This window comes from Staphylococcus sp. HMSC065D05, assembly GCF_001813195.1.
GTDB lineage: Bacteria > Bacillota > Bacilli > Staphylococcales > Staphylococcaceae > Staphylococcus > Staphylococcus epidermidis.
In genome coordinates, this window is the sequence record NZ_KV811746.1 from 415545 (window position 1) to 435943 (window position 20399).

A 20399-nucleotide genomic window follows, 5' to 3' on the forward strand; every position below is an offset into this window, starting at 1 on the left:
AAATAAGGCCCATTCGTATAATTTAATAAACATTACTAAACTAAATTAACGATGATTTCATTTGTCCAAACAATCAAAGACCAGGATTTAAAAGATATGCCTATCGTCATGATAAATATGGTTTTAAACGAGACTTTAAAATAAATAAATGTGATGATTGTTCAGAGTGTCCTCTGAAACACACCAATGTATGAACTTCAATTCAAAACAAACAAAAAAATAATGAAGAATTATAGTTTGGAATATTTTAAAGCGCAAATTAATAAAAAGTTTTCAGAACCAAAAACAAAAACCATCTACAGTCAAAGAAAATTTAGTGTGGAGCCTGTTTTTAGATTTATGAAGGCTATTTTAGGTTTCACTCGAATGTCTGTTCAAGGTATATATAAAGCCAAAAGAGAACTATGATGTCTACTAATGGAACTTAATATAAGAAAAGTAACAGCTCAACGAGCTGAAAATAATCAAAAATTTATAAAAAAGACAATTTCGATATTTTTCAATAGAAATTGTCCTTATTTACTTATCCTGGAACTTTATGTCCAGAATTTTCTTTAAATGATTTATATATCATCATCTAAAAAACTCTTTGAAAGCATCTATTAACCTAATCCTTTCAAAGAGTTTAATAACTTAAAGACATCATTTCGTAAAATTACTTTTTAGATTTTATTTTACCTGTCCATTTTTTGTAACCGCCTTTAAGCATGTAAATATTTTTATATCCATTTTTTCTTAATATACGTGCAGCACGATAACTTGCTATACCATTAGCATCACATAAATAAATAGGTTGATCATTTCTTAGTCCTTGAAATCGTTGCTTAAATACTGTGATAGGAATATTACGTGCACCATTAATATGTCCATAATCATAATCCACTTTTTCCCTCACATCAATAACTTGAGCTTTTCTTAAACCCTTATGGAATTCATTCTGGTCTAATTCATTTACAGCTCGCTTATTAAGAATTTGTTGGATAATCATATATGCAATGATAATAACAATAATACCAATTGCAATGTACAAAGAGATACTCATCTTGCATCCTCCCTAATTTACCGATATTATAATTATAAGACTGTTAGTACAATTTATCAAAATATTTTTTCGAGTTAGATTATGTTTATATCACATAATCTAAATATACAAAGAGAAACATAATAGTTTTAATTTTAATATTTCGATAGGGGTATGATTATGACTGAAATATGGAATTTTATAAATACTGGAAGCAAAAATCCTTATTATAATATGGCAATGGACGAAGCGTTACTAAATTTTGTATCGCGTGGAGAAATTGATCCAGTTATAAGATTTTATACTTGGAATCCTGCAACACTCTCAATAGGCTACTTTCAACGGCTCCAAAAAGAAATTGATATTGATAAAGTAAAAGAAAAGGGCTATGGCTTAGTAAGACGTCAAACGGGTGGTAGAGGCGTGTTACACGATAAAGAATTAACATATAGTGTTATTGTTCCAGAGTCTCATCCAAATATGCCTTCAACTGTAACTGAAGCTTATAAAATTATTTCACAAGGATTATTAGAAGGTTTTAAAAATTTAGGTTTTGAAACTTATTTCGCTATCCCCCGTTCTAAAGAAGAACGAGACAAATTAAAGCAACCACGAAGTTCGGTATGTTTTGATGCACCTAGTTGGTATGAGCTTGTAGTAGAAGGCAGAAAAATTGCAGGTAGCGCTCAAACCAGACAAAAAGGTGTCATTCTTCAACATGGTTCAATTTTACAAGATATAGATATCGATGATTTATTTGATATGTTTATATTTAAAAATGAACGACTAAAAGCGAAAATGAAAGAAAATTTTGTTCAAAAAGCTGTAGCTATTAATGACATTTCAAATCAACATATTACATTAAATGAAATGGAGAACGCCTTTAAATCAGGTTTTAAAAAAGGACTGAATATAGATTTTAAACCTCTAGAATTAACGGAAAAACAAAAAGAGGAAGTACAAGAACTCGAAGAAAAATATCGCTCTGAAGCATGGATGTACCGTAAATAATTATGAAGAAAGCAATAAGGCGAAATCATTTGATATCGCCTTATTGCTTTCTTTTTTGTCTTTTATATTTACGAAGTGCTTTTTTATACTTCCTTTGATCTTCTGTTAAAAAGAAGAAATAATATATAATATAAATAATTAAAGCTATAATTGCAAAACTAATAATAGCTTTCATAATTGAAAATAAAAACTCATCAAGATTCATCATTAAACCAAATGCAGCTATCGCTAATATTAAATAAAAGATGAATTTACGCATCTCAAAACTCCTATTAATTTAAATTTGTATTTATTGTTGCAAGTTTTTTTTGACCTTTTTCTATTTTGTTATTATCTTTCGTTTCATATCCTTTTTTAATTGTATTGAATGCTGAAGATAAGTCTTTATTAAGTTGACGTATTTCTTTTTCTTTTTTCTTATCTTCTTCAGATTGTGATTCAGAGTCTACAGATTCTTTATATTTAATGAAAGAACTGTCAATATTATTTGAAATGTCATCTAATTTTCTTTGAATCGTCACTTTATTATTATTTTTATTAACTTTTGACTCAATATCTCTATAATCTTTAATGGCTTTTGCAATAGAATCATAATAATCAGATGATGCTTTTAAATTTTTTATTTTTAACTTATTAGATGAAGCTTCTTTAGTATTTTCTTTATCTTGTTTAAGGGCGGCTATTTTAGATTTATGTTCGCCAATTTCTTGATTAAGTTCTTGAATATCAAGTTTTAATTGATGATTATCATCACGTAACTCAGTCGTTTTATCTTCTAAAGGAGATAAGTTCTGACTCCCACAACCCATTAGCAAACTGCTCGCACCAACTATTAATATTAACTTTTTCATTGTATTCTCCCTAAACCAAAAACTATTATTATTATTACTAGTTATGCTATCATTCTAATGTATAAAATAAAAATGTACAAATGTAAACGTAGGAGGGAAATAATGAATAAATTAAGAAAAGTTCAAGATATCATTGAACATAAGCACTTAGATGCAATCATCGTATTATCAGATTATAATAGACGTTACCTTTCAGATTTTACTGGTACAAGTGGTGCACTAATCATAACACCTAAAAAACAATATCTTATTACTGATTTTAGATATATAGACCAAGCTACAGAACAGGCACAAGATTTTGAAATTATAAATCGAAAATCAAGTTTGATTTCTGAAATTAAATGTATATTAGAAAGAGAAAATTTATCAAATATTGGTTTTGAAGGTCATTTAATCAGTTATGATACTTATGTTGAACTTAATAAAGGATTAATTACTTTAATAAGCATATCTAATGAAATTGATAAGATTAGAGAAATTAAAAATAAGGAAGAAATTCAGCTCATTCAACAAGCGGCTAAGATAGTAGATCAAACATATGAATATATCCTCACTCAAGTAAGTATCGGAATGACAGAACGAGAAATCAAAGCTAAATTAGAAAGTAAGATGTTAGAATTAGGTGCAGATGGCCCTTCATTCGACACAATAGTAGCTTCAGGTTACCGAGGTGCATTACCGCATGGTGTTGCAAGTGATAAGCGTATTGAAAAGGGAGATATGATTACATTAGATTTTGGTGCATACTATAGAGGTTATTGTTCCGATATTACACGCACGTTTGCCATAGGAGAACCGGATCCAAAACTCAAAGAAATATTTAATATAGTTCTAACTTCTCAAAAGAAAGCTATTGAAGAAATCAAACCAGGTATGACTGCAAAAGAAGCAGATGCTATATCTAGAAAGTATATTTCATCTCACAATTATGGTGAGCAGTTTGGCCACTCACTTGGTCATGGTATTGGCCTTGATATTCATGAAGGTCCACTATTATCTCAAAATAGTTCAGATGAATTAAATATAAATAACTGTGTTACTATAGAACCAGGTATATACATTGAGGGATTGGGTGGCGTTAGAATAGAAGATGACATTCTTATTACAGAAAATGGATGTCATGTCTTTACTAATTGCTCAAAAGACCTTATTATTTTAGAGTAAGCGCGTATAATTGAGGAGGAGACTGAATGATTTCAGTAAATGATTTTAAAACAGGTTTAACGATTTCTGTTGATAACGGAATCTGGAAAGTTATTGATTTCCAACATGTCAAACCAGGAAAAGGCTCAGCTTTTGTTCGTTCTAAATTACGTAATTTAAGAACAGGTGCTATTCAAGAAAAAACTTTCAGAGCTGGCGAAAAGGTTGAACAAGCAATGATCGAGAATCGTCGTATGCAATATTTATATGCTGATGGCGATAACCACGTATTCATGGATAACGAGACATTTGATCAAATCGAATTACCTGGTGACTACTTAAAAGATGAATTAAATTATTTAAAAGCGAACATGGAAGTTCAAGTTCAATCTTATGAAAGTGAAGTTATTGGTGTTGAATTACCAAAAACTGTAGAGCTTGAAGTTACTGAAACTGAACCTGGAATCAAAGGTGATACTGCCACTGGCGCAACAAAATCTGCGACTGTTGAAACAGGTTATACACTAAATGTACCTTTATTTGTAAATGAAGGTGACACACTAGTGATAAATACTAGTGATGGAAGTTACATTTCTAGAGGATAAACACTAATTAACTATACTCCAGAGTATACATCAATAAGATGTTATACTTTGGAGTTTTTGTTTTCAAAATGTAAAATTACAAAGTATAGTATTGTAATTATTAATAAATATGTATATAATTACATAATAATACAATAAGGAGTGTATATATGCATATTTCTATAGTAGGTATCACAGGCTATACAGGACTAGAATTGTTAAGATTAGCACTAAATCACCCTCATATAACTGTTTCATCGATTCATGCCACAAAAGAAGTGGGAGTGCAAATTTCTGATATATTCCCTCATTTGAAAGGTATTTGTGATAAAGAAATTCAGGCTTTCGACAGTGAATTTATTATGACACACTCAGATTTGGTATTTTTTGCCACTCCAAGTGGCGTTGCAAAAGATTTATCTAAAAATTTCGTTAATAATAATTTTCCTGTCATAGACTTATCAGGTGACCATCGTTTATCTCCAGATGTTTATCTCAAATGGTATAAAAAATCACCGTGTACTGTAGATATACAAAAGCGTTTTACATACGGTCTTTCAGAAGTAATGAATATTAGTCATTGCAATAGATTTATTGCTAACCCTGGTTGTTATGCAACTGCAACTGAATTAGCACTATATCCCTTAATCAGCAATCATTTAATCCGTGTTGATTCTATAATTGTTGATGCTAAAAGTGGTCTTACTGGAGCTGGTAAAAAATTAAATCAGTCAACCCATTATGTAAATGTAAACAATAATTATGTGACGTATAAACTTAATAAACATCAACATATTCCTGAAATTGTGCAAACGTTGCAGTTTTTTAACAAAAATTTACAGAATATTCAGTTTTCTACATCACTTATTCCGGTTAACAGAGGTATTGTTGCAACTATATACACACAGCTTGAAAGTGGAGTGAAAATAAATCAAATAGAATCTACCTACAAGACTGTATATAAAAATAAGCCTTTCATAAGAATTAAAGATGGGTTACCACAGTTAAATGAAGTAATAGGAACAAATTACACTGATATTGGTTTTGTTTATAACGAAACTACGGGTGTTTTAACAATTTCATCAGTTATTGATAATTTAATTAAAGGTGCCGCTGGCCAATCTATTCAAAATATGAATCTGATGTTTAATTTCGACGAAACTGATGGTCTAATTTTGGCACCTTTATATATCTAATATAGGGGGACTAAATAATGAATATAATTAAGGGAAATATTGCAAGTCCTCTTGGGTTTGCAGCTGATGGTCTGCACGCTGGCTTTAAAAAGAAAAAATTAGACTTTGGTTGGATTGTTTCAGAAGTACCTGCAAATGTAGCAGGTGTATTTACAACTAATAAGGTGATTGCTGCACCATTAAAATTAACAAAAAACAGCATCGAAAAAAGTGGTAAAATGCAAGCTATTGTTGTTAATTCAGGTATTGCTAATTCTTGTACTGGTAAACAAGGGGAAAAAGATGCCTTTAAAATGCAACAACTGGCCGCAAATAAATTGCAAATTCAACAAGAATATGTAGGTGTCGCATCTACAGGTGTTATTGGAAAGATGATGCCAATGTCTATTCTAGAGAATGGCTTTTCCAAACTAGTTAAAAACGGTAATGCTGATGACTTTGCAAAAGCGATATTAACAACGGATACTCATACAAAAACATGCGTTGTAAACGAAGTTTTTGGTAACGATACAGTAACGATGGCAGGTGTAGCAAAAGGGTCAGGAATGATACATCCTAATTTGGCTACAATGCTAGCATTTATAACCTGTGACGCTAACATCTCATCACAAACATTACAACAAGCTTTAAAAGATGTAGTTGAAGTTACATTCAATCAAATCACTGTAGATGGTGATACTTCAACAAATGATATGGTGCTTGTAATGTCAAATGGATGTACAAATAATAACGAAATTAAAAAAGACAGTGAAGACTACTATAAATTTAAGCAGATGCTTCTATATATTATGACCGATTTAGCTAAAAGTATTGCAAGGGATGGCGAAGGTGCTTCTAAATTAATAGAAGTCACGGTTAAAGGTGCAAAAGAATCTAGTGCTGCAAGAATGATTGCTAAAAGTGTGGTGGGTTCAAGTTTGGTAAAAACCGCAATTTTTGGCGAAGATCCTAATTGGGGTAGAATTATTGCTTCTGCAGGTTACGCTAAAACAAATTTTGATATTAATCAGGTAGACATTTTTATCGGTAGGATACCTGTATTAATAAGATCCTCACCAATAAAGTACGATAAAGAAGAAATTCAAGAAATAATGAGTGCTGAAGAAATATCAATTGAACTTGACCTTCATCAAGGAAATTACGAAGGTCAAGCATGGGGATGTGATTTATCGTATGACTACGTTAAAATCAACGCACTTTACACCACTTAGGAGGAACATATGAAAAACATCATCGTAATTAAGCTCGGTGGTATAGCTATAGAAAATTTAAACGACGCGTTTATACAACAAATTAAAGCTTGGCACCTTGAAAACAAAAAAATAATTATTGTTCACGGTGGCGGCCAAGTCATCAGTGATTTATTAACTAAAAACAATCATTCAACTATTAAAATTGATGGCATGAGAGTGACTGCTAAAAATGACTTACCTATCATATATGATGCTTTAATTAACATAGTAGGACACCAACTTTTAGTGAGACTTAAAGAATCTAATTTAGAATTTTTTCAATTCAAAGAAAAGATAAAAGAACTTGTGAGCGCCGAATTTTTAAATAAAAATATCTATGGTTACGTTGGGAAAGTTAAAGAAATCAACACGATGCTATTAGAAAATATTTTATCACGCGACATTATACCAATCATCACTAGTTTGGGTGTAAATGAGCAAGGGGAATATCTTAATGTTAATGCTGATCACCTCGCCACCGCAATTGCTAAGAGACTAAAAGTCGAAAAATTAGTATATATAACTGATGTCCCTGGTGTAATTGAAAAAGATAAAACGCTTGCTACTCTTACAAGTAAGGAGGCAAAAACAAAAATTGAAAATAAAATAATTACTGGTGGCATGATACCTAAAATTGAGAGTGCAATCCAAACATTAGAATCAGGCGTCGAATCGATTTTAATTGCAAATAATTTACAAAAAGGAACAATCATAAGGGGTGATTAATGATGAGTTATCTTTTTAATAATTACAAACGGGACAATATAGAATTTGTTGATGCTAATGAAAATGAATTAATTGATAAAGATAATAATGTTTACCTAGATTTTTCGTCAGGTATAGGTGTCACAAATCTAGGTTTTAATATGGAAATTTACCAAGCAGTACTTAATCAACTGAATTTAATATGGCATTCACCCAATTTATACCTAAGTAGTATTCAAGAGGAAGTGGCTCAAAAATTAATTGGTCAACAAGATTATTTAGCTTTCTTTTGCAACAGTGGAACAGAAGCGAATGAGGCGGCTATTAAACTCGCACGTAAAGCTACTGGCAAGTCGGAAATTATTGCTTTTAAAAAGTCTTTTCACGGCAGAACGTACGGCGCAATGTCTGCAACAGGACAAAAGAAAATTACAGATCAATTTGGTCCGGTTGTTCCTGGATTCAAATTTGCTATTTTTAATGATTTCAATTCATTTAAATCATTAACTTCATATAATACTGCAGCTGTAATTATAGAAATCATTCAAGGTGAATCAGGAGTACTACCTGCTGATCCTTTATTTGTGAAGCAATTAAATGAGTATTGTATACAAAAAGATATTCTTATAATTGTAGACGAAGTTCAAACGGGCATAGGTAGAACTGGTAAGTTATATGCTCATGAACATTATCAATTGTCTCCAGATATCATCACATTAGCTAAAGGGTTAGGTAACGGCCTTCCTATTGGAGCAATGTTAGGCAAAAAGAATTTAGGTCATGCATTTGGCTATGGTTCTCATGGCACAACATTTGGAGGAAATAGATTATCATTAGCCGCTGCAAACCAAACGCTTACTATCATTAAACATGCTGATTTGATGAATGATGTTCAATCAAAGGGTCAATTTCTTATTGAAAACTTAAGAAAAGGTTTAGCAAATAAAAGAAATGTAATTGAAGTCCGTGGTATAGGCTTAATGGTAGGAATAGAGATCAATAATGATCCTATTCAAATCGTGCGAGAAGCTAAACGTAGAGGGTTAATCATTTTAACAGCTGGTATAAATGTGATTAGGTTATTACCTCCATTGAGTATCACTAAAAAACAATTGGAAAAAGGTATAGAAATACTAACTGAAATCATTTGATTTATAAATGGTATCTTATCTAAAATATCGAGTTGATATACAGAGTGTACAATTCAGCAAAGCAACTTTTAAAACACCGTTTCGTTAAAAATACAAAAAATAAAACGAAACGAGTGTCTTTTTTATGCCTTCAATCAATCTCTAAAATATTTAAATAAATAACGACGTTTTGATGTTTAATGAACATGCTTGAATTGAATCTTTTACTCAAGTAAAATAGATGGGTAGATGAAAACAAACCTAAGGAGTCAGTAAGAAATGAACTTTAAAGAAATAAAAGAATTAATCGAAATTCTTGACCAATCTAATTTAACTGAAATAAATATTGAAGATAATAAAGGCAGCGTAGTTAATTTAAAAAAAGAAAAAGAGACTGAAATAGTTACACCACAAGTTACTCAACAACCAACTCAACCGATAACTCATGCGCAAATCGATAATGAAACACAACAAAAACCATCACATAGCTATAATGATGAACAAAGTAGTGATAATAATTACAATACCATTAATGCACCAATGGTTGGTACATTTTATAAATCACCTTCACCAGATGAAGAAGCATATGTTCAAGTAGGAGATAAAGTTACGAATGACAGTACTGTTTGTATATTAGAAGCTATGAAATTATTTAATGAGATTCAAGCCGAAACAACAGGTGAAATCGTAGAAATTTTAGTAGAAGACGGACAAATGGTAGAGTATGGCCAGCCGTTATTTAAGGTGAAATAATGAAGAAGATTTTAATCGCTAATCGTGGTGAAATCGCAGTAAGAATAATAAGAGCGGCACACGATTTAGGTATTCAAACAGTAGCTATATACTCAGAAGGTGACAAAGATGCATTACATACTCAAATTGCTGATGAAGCATATTGCGTCGGTCCTACTTTATCAAAAGATTCTTATTTAAATATACCAAATATTTTATCTATCGCTACTTCTACAGGATGTGATGGTGTTCATCCTGGATACGGCTTTTTGGCTGAAAATGGTGATTTTGCTGAATTGTGTGAAGCATGCCAATTAAAATTTATTGGGCCAAGCTATCAATCAATTCAAAAAATGGGAATAAAAGATATTGCTAAAGCTGAAATGATTAAAGCCAATGTACCTGTAGTACCAGGAAGTGAAGGGCTTATTCAAAGTATAGATGACGCTAAAAAAACTGCTAAAAAAATTGGCTATCCAGTTATCATCAAAGCCACTGCAGGTGGTGGTGGAAAAGGTATTCGGGTTGCTCGTGATGAGAAAGAACTTGAAACTGGTTACCGTATGACACAACAAGAAGCTGAAACAGCGTTCGGAAATGGCGGTTTATACTTAGAAAAATTTATAGAAAACTTTAGACATATAGAGATTCAAATTATTGGCGATACTTATGGAAACGTTATACATTTAGGTGAACGTGATTGTACAATTCAAAGAAGAATGCAAAAACTCGTTGAAGAAGCACCTTCACCAGTATTAAGTGAAGATAAACGCCAAGAAATGGGTAATGCTGCAATCAGAGCTGCAAAAGCTGTAAATTATGAAAACGCAGGTACAATTGAATTTATATATGATTTAGATGATAATCAATTTTATTTCATGGAAATGAATACACGTATTCAAGTCGAACACCCAGTAACTGAAATGGTAACAGGAGTAGATTTAGTAAAATTACAACTCAAAGTTGCTATGGGTGAAGCGTTACCTTTTAAACAAGAAGATATTTCCATTAACGGTCATGCCATTGAATTTCGAATCAATGCTGAAAATCCTTACAAAAACTTTATGCCTTCACCAGGCAAGATTACTCAATATCTTGCCCCAGGCGGTTTTGGAGTGAGAATTGAATCAGCATGTTATACTAATTATACGATACCACCTTACTATGACTCCATGGTGGCAAAACTTATAGTTCACGAACCTACACGTGAAGAATCAATTATGACAGGCATTCGTGCTTTAAGTGAATATCTTGTTTTAGGTATCGACACTACGATTCCATTCCACTTAAGACTTCTAAATAATCATATTTTTAGAAGTGGGGAATTTAATACAAAATTCCTAGAAAAGTATAATATTATGGACGATAATAACCAATAGGAGGATAAAGGATGGTCAATGTAGCAGATTATTCTCAATCTAATTTAGGAAAAATTGAAATAGCACCAGAAGTATTATCTGTTATCGCATCCATTGCGACATCAGAAGTAGAAGGCATTACAGGTCATTTTGCTGAATTAAAAAAAACAAATCTAGAGAAGATTAGTCGAAAAAATTTAAACAGAGATTTAAAAATCGAAGCTAAAGAAGACGGAATATACATTGATGTATTTTGTTCTCTAAAACATGGCGTAAATATTTCTAAAACTGCAAATCAAATTCAATCAGCGATTTTCAATTCAATTACGACAATGACAGCTATTGAACCACAGCAAATTAATATTCACATCAGAAGTATCGTAGCAGAAAAATAAATAATTTAAATTATAGGTGCACTTTAACTAGAAAGTTGTACCTATAATTTTATAAATACATTTGAAGGAGTAAAATATGAGTCGTAAAGATGCAAGAATACAAGCTTTTCAAACTTTATTTCAACTTGAAATAAAAGAGACGGATTTAACAATTCAAGAAGCAATTGAATTTATTAAAGATGATCATTCTGATTTAGACTTTGATTTTATATACTGGTTAGTTACTGGAGTCAAAGATCATCAAATCGTTTTAGACGACACAATAAAACCCCATTTAAAAGACTGGTCTATCGATCGTTTACTGAAATCAGATCGTATTATTTTAAGAATGGCAACGTTTGAAATATTGCACAGCGATACACCTAAAAAAGTAGTTGTTAATGAAGCTGTAGAACTTACAAAACAGTTTAGTGATGATGATCATTATAAATTTGTTAATGGTGTTTTAAGTAATATAAATGATTAAAATGAGTGATAACTATGACTGAATATTTAAGTGTTTCTGCACTAACTAAATATATAAAATATAAATTTGACCAAGATCCTCATCTTCAATCAGTTCTTATCAAAGGAGAATTATCTAACTTTAAAAAGCACTCAAGCGGACATTTATATTTTAATGTCAAGGACAAAGAAAGTGTCATCAGTGCAATGATGTTTAAAGGAAATGCTTCTAAGTTAGGCTTTGAGCCTAAAGAAGGTGATGAGGTTTTAATTGAAGCTCGCGTTTCTGTTTATGAAAGACGAGGAAATTATCAAATTTATGTTAATAAGATGCAAATCGATGGTATTGGTAATTTATACCAAAAGCTTGAACAACTAAAAAAGAAATTGAAAAAAGAAGGCTATTTTGATCAAAGTAACAAAAAACTTATACCAAAGTATCCAAAGAAAATAGCGGTTTTAACAGCGAGTACAGGTGCAGCCATTAGAGACATACATAGTACGATTAATAATCGCTACCCTTTGGTCGAGCAAATTCAAATCAGTACCCTTGTTCAAGGCACGCAGGCTAGGCAAGATATAATAAAAAAGATTCAATATGCCGATTCATTAGATGTTGATACAATAATAGTTGGACGCGGTGGTGGTTCAATTGAAGATTTGTGGAACTTTAATGAAGAAGATGTTGTTAAAGCCATCTTTAATTGTCAAACACCTATTATATCAGCTGTAGGTCATGAGACTGATTTTACATTAAGCGATTTTGTAGCAGATGTTAGAGCTGCGACACCTACTCAAGCTGCTGTTATAGCAACACCTGATCAATATGAGTTATTACAACAAATTAAACAGTATGAATATACATTATCAAGATATATAAAACAATATATCGAACATCAGAAGAAACAACTTAATCACATATCATCATATTATAAATTTAAGCAACCGAGTTTATTGTACGATCAACAAATTCAAAAACGTGATGAATTAGAAAGACAGTTAAATCTTCTATTAAATACTAAAGTTGAAAAGTCAAAACATCACCTCAAGTTACTTCAACAAAGTTTTAATTTTAAAAATTTAAATCAGCAGATTACTCAAGAAAAGCAATCTGTTTATCAATTGCATTCTAGATTGTCCAAAATAATGTCCAATAACATTACTAATTTAAAAACAGTGCTAAAAAATAAATTAGAAAATCTCAATAATTTAAGCCCTACCAATACGATGCTTAGGGGATACGCAATTGTCAACAAAGACGATGAAGTGATTACAAGCACACATAAATTGAATGAAAACGACAAAATATCTTTAACAATGAAAGACGGAAGTGTCGATGCAATGGTTAAGAAAGTAAGGTGTAATGATGAGTAAAGAAAAGCAAAGTTTCGAAGAAATGATGAAAGAACTTGAAAATATCGTTCAAAAATTGGATAATGAAGCAGTTTCTTTAGAAGAATCCCTCGATTTATACCAACGTGGTATGAAACTATCTGCTAATTGTGATTCAACTTTAAAAGAAGCAGAGAAAAAAGTGAATGAATTAATGCAAGAAGAAGTTGGTGATGAAGGCAATGAAGAAACTGCAAATGAATAAATTAATAGATATAATTAATACATCACTGAATAAATCAATACAATCATCACCATTAAAGACTAATTTAGAAGAAAGTATGAAATACTCATTAAATGCTGGTGGTAAAAGAATCAGACCAGTCATATTATTATTAACACTAAAAATGCTTAATAAAGATTATCAACAAGGACTAAATAGTGCATTAGCATTGGAAATGATTCATACTTATTCTTTAATTCATGATGATTTACCAGCAATGGATAATGACGATTACCGTAGAGGAGAATTAACAAATCATAAAGTATATGGTGAATGGAAAGCCATTCTTGCTGGTGATGCATTATTAACAAAAGCTTTTGAATTAGTTTCTAATGATACTACCATTGAAGATAGTGTGAAAGTAAATATTATACAAAGACTTTCAAAAGCAAGTGGACATTTGGGAATGGTAGGTGGCCAAGCGCTTGATATGGAAAGTGAAGGGAAGTCAATTCGTTTAGAAACTTTAGAGTCAATTCATAAAACTAAGACAGGTGCTTTACTAAATTTTTCAGTTATGGCCGCGGTAGACATTGCTCAAGTTGAACAAAATATTGCTAAGAATCTAGATGAATTTAGTCATCATTTAGGAATGATGTTTCAAATTAAAGATGATTTGCTGGATGTATATGGTGATGAATCAAAACTTGGCAAAAAAGTAGGCAGTGATATAGTAAATCATAAAAGTACTTATGTTTCTTTACTTGGAAAAGATGGAGCAGAAGAAAAGTTAAACAATCATCAATGTCTTGCCTTGAACTGCTTAAATCAAATTTCTGATCAATATGATACTTCAGAATTAAGCGATATTGTAGATTTATTCTATAACAGAGACCATTAATTTATAACAAAATTTTATACTATCGTCAGAATGTTTACTTTAACGTTATAACACATTTATATCTGTAGGTTGTCTTCATAGCTTATCTATGAGGCAATCTTTTTTAATTCTTCAATTTATATACAAGAATTATTCACATTTTTATTTCTAAACACTTATTTTAGTATTATTAATTATGAAAGTGATTTTGTAATAAATACTGATATAGTGCTCATTAGATATTTTAACTTCACAATTTCAAAATAGTGTTTAGTAGTAGTTCAGACCGCCATGTGTTAAAATCAATGTATAAATATTCGTAATTTGAGGTGTTAATTGTGCCAAAAAAGTCAGTGAGACACATAAAAATAAGAGAGATAATTTCAAATGAACAAATAGAAACACAAGATGAACTAGTTAAACGTTTGAATGAGTATGATTTAAATGTTACACAAGCTACTGTTTCACGAGATATTAAAGAATTGCAATTAATTAAAGTTCCTGCACCTACAGGACAATATGTTTATAGTTTACCAAATGATCGTAGATATCATCCATTAGAGAAGTTGGGTAGATATTTAATGGATTCATTTGTAAATATTGAAGGCACTGGTAATCTACTAGTACTTAAAACGCTTCCTGGTAATGCTCAATCCATTGGTGCTATACTTGATCAAATTGATTGGGATGAGGTGCTTGGTACAATTTGTGGTGATGATACATGCTTACTTATTTGTCGAAACGAAGAAGCGAGTGAAGAAATCAAAACTCGAATTTTCAATTTATTATAAGGATGCGATGAATTTATGTTACAAACCTTATCAATAAAACAATTTGCCATTATTGACGAACTTGATATAAACTTTTCTGACGGTCTAACAGTTATGAGTGGTGAAACTGGCTCAGGAAAATCTATCATTATTGATGCCATTGGACAGTTAATCGGTATGAGAGCTTCTTCTGATTACGTCAGACATGGCGAAAAGAAAGCGATTATCGAAGGTATCTTTGATATAGACGAGAGTAAAGATGCAATTAAAATACTAGAATCTTTAGCTATAGATGTTGATGAAGATTTTCTATTAGTTAAAAGAGAAATATTCAGTTCTGGCAAGAGTATATGTCGAATTAATAATCAAACTGTCACTCTACAGGACTTAAGAAAAGTGATGCAAGAACTGCTTGATATTCATGGGCAACATGAAACACAGTCTTTACTTAAGCAAAAATATCATCTTCAACTATTAGATGATTATGCAGACAATCAATATTCAGATTTACTTAATCAATATCAACTTTCTTATAAGCAATATAAAAATAAACGTAAAGAATTAGAGGAATTAGAATCTGCGGACCAAGCTTTATTACAACGATTAGACTTAATGAAGTTTCAATTAGAGGAACTAACCGAAGCTTCACTGAAAGAAGGCGAAGTGGATCAACTTGAATCCGATATTAAAAGAATTCAAAACTCTGAAAAATTAAATCTAGCTTTAAACAACGCACATCAAGTTCTAACTGATGAAAACGCAATACCCGATAGGTTGTACGAATTAAGCAACTACTTACAAACGATTAATGATATCGTTCCAGAAAAATTCGTAAGATTAAAAGAGGACATTGATCAATTTTACTATATACTAGAAGATGCTAAGCATGAAATTTACGACGAAATGGCTAACACTGAATTCGATGAGCAAGTTTTAAATGAGTATGAATCCAGAATGAATTTACTTAATAATTTAAAACGTAAATATGGTAAGGATATTACTGAACTTATTGGTTATCAAAGTAAACTTGCAAATGAAATTGATAAAATAGAAAACTATGAACAAAGTACATCACAATTAAGGGAAGAAATTAAAACGCTTTATAACGATGTGATAGATATAGGAAAAAAACTTTCTCAAGAACGTAGGCGTGTAGCGAGAGAGCTAAGGGACCATATTGTTTCTGAAATACAAAATTTACAAATGAAAGATGCTAACCTTGAGATTTCGTTTAAACCATTAGATGAACCTACAATTGAAGGTATTGAATTTGTGGAATTTTTAATTAGTCCAAATCGTGGTGAACCACTTAAAAGTCTTAATAAAATCGCTTCAGGTGGTGAGCTTTCAAGAATTATGCTAGCTCTAAAAAGTATATTTGTTAAATCACGTGGCCAAACAGCGATTCTTTTTGATGAAGTTGACTCGGGTGTATCTGGTCAAGCAGCACAAAAAATGGCTGAAAAAATGCGAGATATTGCTCAATACATTCAAGTTATTTGTATTTCACACTTACCTCAGGTAGCTTCAATGAGTGATCATCATCTACTTATAAGCAAGGCATCCAATGCCGATAGAACTACAACTCAAGTCAAAGAATTGAAAGATGAAAATAAAATAGATGAAATAGCACGTATGATTTCAGGAGCAAGTGTGACTGAGCTCACAAGAGAAAATGCAAAAGAAATGATTAAGCAAAATCACAATATTTAATTATGATTACCAAATTCAAGCACAATGATTTTGGTTTTGATTAAAATTACAAATGATGTAAAATAGTTAAGTATTATTTAAAATTGAAGAAAACAAGATTGTAATTAGAAATATCAATAATGTTAATACTACTATTATTTTCATCTCTTGTTTATTCTTTTTATCTAATGAATAGCGTGAACATTAAATAAACCTCTAGAGGACTAAAATACAGAATTTATATTTGTATTTTTAGTCTTCTATAAATTTAAGGAGTTAGACCATGTCAGAAAAACAATATGATTTAGTCGTGTTAGGTGGTGGTACGGCAGGATATGTAGCCGCCATCAGAGCTTCTCAATTAGGAAAAAAAGTAGCGATAGTAGAAAAATCACTCTTAGGTGGTACGTGTTTACATAAAGGATGTATACCTACTAAAGCACTTTTAAAATCGGCTGAAGTCAATCATACTATTAAAAACGCACATACATTTGGAATTGATGTCAATCATTTTAAAATTAATTTCCCTAAAATTTTAGAACGTAAAGATGCGATTGTTAAACAGTTGCATAAAGGCGTCAATCAACTGATGAAACATCATCATATAGATATTTACAATGGTATTGGACGAATTATGGGAACATCTATATTTTCTCCTCAGAGCGGTACAATTTCTGTGGAATATGAAGACGGCGAATCAGATATACTACCTAATAAAAATGTGCTTATAGCTACTGGGTCGTCACCACAATCTCTTCCGTTCATTAACTTTGACCATCAACAAATACTATCGAGTGATGATATCCTAAGGTTAAATACACTACCACAAAGATTAGCAATCATAGGTGGAGGTGTTATTGGTTTAGAATTTGCATCTCTGATGAATGATTTAGGTACTGATGTAGTAGTAATCGAAGCGAACGACAGAGTTCTTCCTACCGAGAGTCCACAAGTTGCCTCATTACTAAAAGAAGAATTAACTGATCGAGGCGTTACATTTTACGAAAATATTCAATTGACCAAAGAGCATTTTAATCAAACTGATAAGGGTGTAACTATTAATATTTCAGATGAGCCCGTCCAATTCGATAAAGTACTTATTGCAATTGGTAGAAAGCCTAATACAAATGATATTGGTTTAAATAACACTAAAATAAAGACTTCTGATGCTGGTCATATTATAACTAATGCTTATCAGCAAACTGAAGATAAACATATATACGCAGCAGGAGATTGTATAGGGCAATTACAATTGGCACACGTTGGTTCAAAAGAAGCTATAGTTGCAGTTGAACATATGTTTGATTGTTCCCCTATACCTGTCAATTATGACCTGATACCAAAATGTGTTTATACAAATCCAGAAATTGCTTCAATTGGTAAAAATTTAGAACAAGCAAAAAAAGCAGGCCTTAAAGCAAAAAGTATCAAAGTTCCTTTTAAAGCTATAGGAAAGGCAATGATTGAAGATGTAACCCAATCAAAAGGATTTTGCGAGATGGTAGTTAATAAAGATGACGATGAAATCATAGGTCTTAATATGATAGGGCCACATGTTACAGAATTAATAAATGAAATTTCATTGTTACAATTTATGAATGGCTCATCTTTAGAACTTGGTTTAACAACACATGCACATCCTTCATTATCCGAGGTAGTCATGGAATTAGGTTTAAAAGCTAATGGTCAAGCAATTCATGTATAGTTGGAGGTAAAAAAATGATAGATTACAAGTCAGCAGGCCTTACAGAAGAAGACCTCAAAAAAATATATAAATGGATGGACTTAGGAAGAAAAACAGACGAAAGACTATGGTTACTCAATCGTGCAGGTAAAATTCCATTTGTCGTCAGTGGTCAAGGGCAGGAAGCAACTCAAATTGGTATGGCATATGCAATGCAAAAAGGTGATATCTCATCCCCTTATTATCGTGATTTAGCATTTGTTACTTATATGGGAATTTCTCCTTTAGATACCATGTTATCAGCTTTTGGAAAACGTGATGACATTAACTCAGGCGGTAAACAAATGCCTTCTCATTTCAGTCACAAAGAAAAAGGCATTTTATCTCAAAGTTCTCCGGTAGCTACTCAAATACCACATTCAGTCGGTGCTGCATTAGCACTTAAAATGGATAACAAGCCAAACATTGCTACTGCGACAGTTGGAGAAGGCAGTTCAAATCAAGGTGACTTTCACGAAGGTATGAACTTTGCTGCAGTTCACAAATTACCTTTCGTCTGTGTAATAATTAACAATAAATATGCGATATCTGTACCTGATTCACTACAATATGCTGCTGAAAAGTTATCTGATCGTGCATTAGGTTACGGTATGCATGGAATCCAGGTAGATGGAAATGATCCAATTGCGGTATACAAAGCAATGAAAGAAGCAAGAGAACGAGCGCTAGCAGGTGAAGGTCCAACATTGATAGAAGCAGTCACTTCACGTATGACACCACATTCATCTGATGATGATGATACATATCGTTCAAAAGAAGAAAGAGACCTATTGAAACAAGAGGATTGTAATATAAAATTTAAAACGGCCTTACTCGATCAAGGCATCATAAACGAAAATTGGTTGAGTCAATTAGAAACAGAGCATAAAGAACTCATTAATGAAGCTACTAAATCTGCTGAAGCAGCACCATACCCTTCAGTAGAAGAAGCTTTGACATATGTTTATGAAGAGGGAGGTCAACAAAATGACTAAATTATCATACTTAGAAGCTATACAAAATGCACAAGACTTAGCATTAAATCATTTTAGTAATGCATTTATACTTGGCGAAGATGTAGGAAAAAAGGGTGGCGTTTTCGGCACAACTAAAGGATTACAAAGTAAGTATGGTGATGAACGTGTAATTGATACACCTCTTGCGGAATCGAATATTATTGGTACTGCTATTGGTGCAGCAATGCTAGGTAAGAGACCTATTGCCGAAATACAATTTGCAGATTTCATTTTGCCTGCTACAAATCAAATTATAAGTGAAGCAGCTAAAATGAGATACCGTTCAAATAATGACTGGAATTGCCCACTGACTATCAGAGCACCATTTGGTGGTGGCGTTCATGGTGGATTATATCATTCGCAAAGTGTTGAAAGCATTTTTGCTTCAACTCCTGGTTTAACTATTGTTATTCCTTCATCACCTTATGATGCTAAAGGTCTTCTATTATCCTCTATAGAATCTAACGATCCAGTCTTATACTTTGAACATAAAAAAGCATATCGTTTTCTAAAAGAGGAAGTTCCCGAAACATATTATACTGTACCTCTAGGTAAAGCTGATGTTAAAAGGTCAGGAGAGGACATTACTGTATTTTGTTACGGATTAATGGTGAATTACTGTTTACAAGCCGCAGATATTTTGGCAAGTGACGGCATCGATGTTGAAGTAGTCGACTTAAGAACTGTTTATCCACTAGATAAAGCAACTATCATTGAACGCTCTCAACGTACTGGTAAAGTTCTCCTTGTTACTGAAGATAATCTAGAGGGGAGCATTATGTCTGAAGTATCTGCAATTATAGCTGAAAACTGTTTGTTCGATTTAGATGCGCCAATCATGCGACTAGCTGCACCGGATGTCCCATCTATGCCGTTTTCACCAACATTAGAAAATGAAATTATGATGAACCCAGAAAAGATACAGGACAAAATGCGTGAACTCGCACAATTTTAAGGAGGG

The 20399-nt window shown here is 31.9% G+C and carries 22 protein-coding genes and 1 pseudogene; 20 read left to right on the forward strand and 3 right to left on the reverse strand.

Translation table 11 applies throughout. The features are described 5' to 3' along the window. Window positions 1–44: 44 nt before the first annotated feature. Window positions 45–562, forward strand: a pseudogene (locus tag HMPREF2897_RS07015) (transposase); the annotation flags it as partial. A gap of 93 nt (window positions 563–655) precedes the next feature. On the opposite strand, the gene HMPREF2897_RS07020 reads toward HMPREF2897_RS07015, so the two are convergent. Next, the gene (locus HMPREF2897_RS07020; RefSeq protein ID WP_002446524.1) at window positions 656–1042 is read right to left on the reverse strand and encodes a rhodanese-like domain-containing protein; all 387 of its coding nucleotides are present in this window, start codon (window positions 1040–1042) and stop codon (window positions 656–658) included. A gap of 159 nt (window positions 1043–1201) precedes the next feature. Here HMPREF2897_RS07020 and HMPREF2897_RS07025 point away from each other — a divergent pair, with 159 nt between their 5' ends. Continuing rightward, on the forward strand, window positions 1202–2032 hold the full coding sequence (locus HMPREF2897_RS07025; RefSeq protein WP_002457720.1) for a lipoate--protein ligase family protein: 831 nt from the start codon (window positions 1202–1204) through the stop codon (window positions 2030–2032). 40 nt (window positions 2033–2072) lie between these two features. Here the strand turns inward: HMPREF2897_RS07025 and HMPREF2897_RS07030 are convergent, their stop codons facing one another. Then, a complete protein-coding gene (locus HMPREF2897_RS07030; protein ID WP_001831076.1) occupies window positions 2073–2291 on the reverse strand; it encodes an SA1362 family protein in 219 nt (72 codons plus the stop codon). A 13-nt stretch (window positions 2292–2304) separates the two neighbouring features. Then, a complete protein-coding gene (locus HMPREF2897_RS07035; protein WP_070592841.1) occupies window positions 2305–2883 on the reverse strand; it encodes a hypothetical protein in 579 nt (192 codons plus the stop codon). Between the two features lie 102 nt (window positions 2884–2985). Between HMPREF2897_RS07035 and HMPREF2897_RS07040 the strand changes: the two genes are divergently transcribed. The 18 genes from HMPREF2897_RS07040 (at window position 2986) to HMPREF2897_RS07125 (ending at window position 20393) form a co-directional block, all read left to right on the forward strand. Further along, entirely contained in the window at window positions 2986–4047 is a 1062-nt protein-coding gene (locus HMPREF2897_RS07040) for a M24 family metallopeptidase (RefSeq protein ID WP_002457719.1), read from the forward strand. A gap of 26 nt (window positions 4048–4073) precedes the next feature. Continuing rightward, a complete protein-coding gene (gene efp / locus HMPREF2897_RS07045) occupies window positions 4074–4631 on the forward strand; it encodes an elongation factor P (protein WP_001831269.1) in 558 nt (185 codons plus the stop codon). 149 nt (window positions 4632–4780) lie between these two features. After that, the gene (gene argC, locus HMPREF2897_RS07050; RefSeq protein ID WP_070592842.1) at window positions 4781–5806 is read left to right on the forward strand and encodes an N-acetyl-gamma-glutamyl-phosphate reductase; all 1026 of its coding nucleotides are present in this window, start codon (window positions 4781–4783) and stop codon (window positions 5804–5806) included. Window positions 5807–5823: 17 nt separating this feature from the next. Further along, window positions 5824–7017 (forward strand): bifunctional glutamate N-acetyltransferase/amino-acid acetyltransferase ArgJ, encoded by a 1194-nt coding sequence (argJ, locus tag HMPREF2897_RS07055; RefSeq protein WP_002446519.1) that lies wholly within the window; start codon window positions 5824–5826, stop codon window positions 7015–7017. Between the two features lie 9 nt (window positions 7018–7026). Next, window positions 7027–7764 carry an acetylglutamate kinase gene (argB, locus tag HMPREF2897_RS07060; RefSeq protein WP_070592843.1) on the forward strand — a complete coding sequence of 246 codons (738 nt, stop codon included), beginning with the start codon at window positions 7027–7029 and terminating at the stop codon, window positions 7762–7764. After that, complete coding sequence (locus HMPREF2897_RS07065) at window positions 7764–8894, forward strand: acetylornithine transaminase (RefSeq protein ID WP_083310237.1); 1131 nt, start codon at window positions 7764–7766, stop codon at window positions 8892–8894. The genes argB and HMPREF2897_RS07065 overlap by 1 nt, the downstream gene beginning before the upstream one ends. Window positions 8895–9152: 258 nt before the next feature. Then, a complete protein-coding gene (gene accB / locus HMPREF2897_RS07070) occupies window positions 9153–9626 on the forward strand; it encodes an acetyl-CoA carboxylase biotin carboxyl carrier protein (RefSeq protein ID WP_002446516.1) in 474 nt (157 codons plus the stop codon). Then, window positions 9626–10984 (forward strand): acetyl-CoA carboxylase biotin carboxylase subunit, encoded by a 1359-nt coding sequence (accC, locus tag HMPREF2897_RS07075; RefSeq protein WP_002446515.1) that lies wholly within the window; start codon window positions 9626–9628, stop codon window positions 10982–10984. Before accB ends, accC begins: the two co-directional genes overlap by 1 nt. An 11-nt stretch (window positions 10985–10995) precedes the next feature. Further along, entirely contained in the window at window positions 10996–11358 is a 363-nt protein-coding gene (locus HMPREF2897_RS07080; protein WP_002440021.1) for an Asp23/Gls24 family envelope stress response protein, read from the forward strand. Between the two features lie 76 nt (window positions 11359–11434). Continuing rightward, the gene (nusB, locus tag HMPREF2897_RS07085) at window positions 11435–11824 is read left to right on the forward strand and encodes a transcription antitermination factor NusB (RefSeq protein WP_002446514.1); all 390 of its coding nucleotides are present in this window, start codon (window positions 11435–11437) and stop codon (window positions 11822–11824) included. Window positions 11825–11838: 14 nt separating this feature from the next. Continuing rightward, window positions 11839–13176 (forward strand): exodeoxyribonuclease VII large subunit, encoded by a 1338-nt coding sequence (gene xseA, locus HMPREF2897_RS07090; protein ID WP_002446513.1) that lies wholly within the window; start codon window positions 11839–11841, stop codon window positions 13174–13176. Further along, window positions 13169–13399, forward strand: coding sequence for an exodeoxyribonuclease VII small subunit (locus HMPREF2897_RS07095; protein WP_070592845.1), 231 nt, complete (start codon window positions 13169–13171; stop codon window positions 13397–13399). The genes xseA and HMPREF2897_RS07095 overlap by 8 nt, the downstream gene beginning before the upstream one ends. Further along, entirely contained in the window at window positions 13377–14258 is an 882-nt protein-coding gene (locus tag HMPREF2897_RS07100) for a polyprenyl synthetase family protein (RefSeq protein ID WP_002495739.1), read from the forward strand. The genes HMPREF2897_RS07095 and HMPREF2897_RS07100 overlap by 23 nt, the downstream gene beginning before the upstream one ends. A 317-nt stretch (window positions 14259–14575) precedes the next feature. Continuing rightward, on the forward strand, window positions 14576–15028 hold the full coding sequence (ahrC, locus tag HMPREF2897_RS07105; RefSeq protein WP_002489987.1) for a transcriptional regulator AhrC/ArgR: 453 nt from the start codon (window positions 14576–14578) through the stop codon (window positions 15026–15028). Window positions 15029–15043: 15 nt separating this feature from the next. Then, window positions 15044–16720 carry a DNA repair protein RecN gene (gene recN, locus HMPREF2897_RS07110; protein WP_002490016.1) on the forward strand — a complete coding sequence of 559 codons (1677 nt, stop codon included), beginning with the start codon at window positions 15044–15046 and terminating at the stop codon, window positions 16718–16720. Between the two features lie 262 nt (window positions 16721–16982). Then, window positions 16983–18404 carry a dihydrolipoyl dehydrogenase gene (lpdA, locus tag HMPREF2897_RS07115; protein ID WP_002446508.1) on the forward strand — a complete coding sequence of 474 codons (1422 nt, stop codon included), beginning with the start codon at window positions 16983–16985 and terminating at the stop codon, window positions 18402–18404. Window positions 18405–18418: 14 nt separating this feature from the next. Next, the gene (locus HMPREF2897_RS07120; RefSeq protein ID WP_002446507.1) at window positions 18419–19417 is read left to right on the forward strand and encodes a thiamine pyrophosphate-dependent dehydrogenase E1 component subunit alpha; all 999 of its coding nucleotides are present in this window, start codon (window positions 18419–18421) and stop codon (window positions 19415–19417) included. Further along, window positions 19410–20393, forward strand: coding sequence for an alpha-ketoacid dehydrogenase subunit beta (locus HMPREF2897_RS07125; RefSeq protein WP_002496869.1), 984 nt, complete (start codon window positions 19410–19412; stop codon window positions 20391–20393). Before HMPREF2897_RS07120 ends, HMPREF2897_RS07125 begins: the two co-directional genes overlap by 8 nt. Window positions 20394–20399: the final 6 nt, after the last annotated feature.